1 protein-coding gene is annotated in these 306 nt (G+C 65.7%); it reads right to left on the reverse strand.

Translation table 11 applies throughout. From position 1 onward, the window contains the following. A partial coding sequence (sepH, locus tag SB754_RS19725) for a septation protein SepH (protein ID WP_410784084.1) occupies positions 1-306 on the reverse strand: 306 nt, incomplete at both ends.

Raw genomic sequence — 306 nt, forward strand, 5'->3', positions numbered from 1 at the left:
GCCGTTTGTTCTCCGGTGACGGAGTCGGCGTCCACGGTGACCTCGGACCCGTCGGGTTTGGCGGTCATGCGCGCCGAACGCGAAATCGGTGACACCCGAGCGGCCTTCGGCGGTGTGTAATCGAAGGCGAGTTCGGGATCTTCGGAATCGGTGTCGTCGACGGCAGGTGGAAGCGGGGTCACGCTGCGCAACGGCCGGCTCAGGTCCGGATCGATCAACTCGTCGGCGACCTCATCGATCGCCTCGACGGTGCCCGAGTTCGAACCGGGCAGATAACGCCAATGCGCCCGATTGACCGAACGGCCG

Origin of the sequence: Leifsonia sp. SIMBA_070, assembly GCF_046534635.1 — a bacterium.
Lineage (GTDB): Bacteria > Actinomycetota > Actinomycetes > Actinomycetales > Microbacteriaceae > Leifsonia.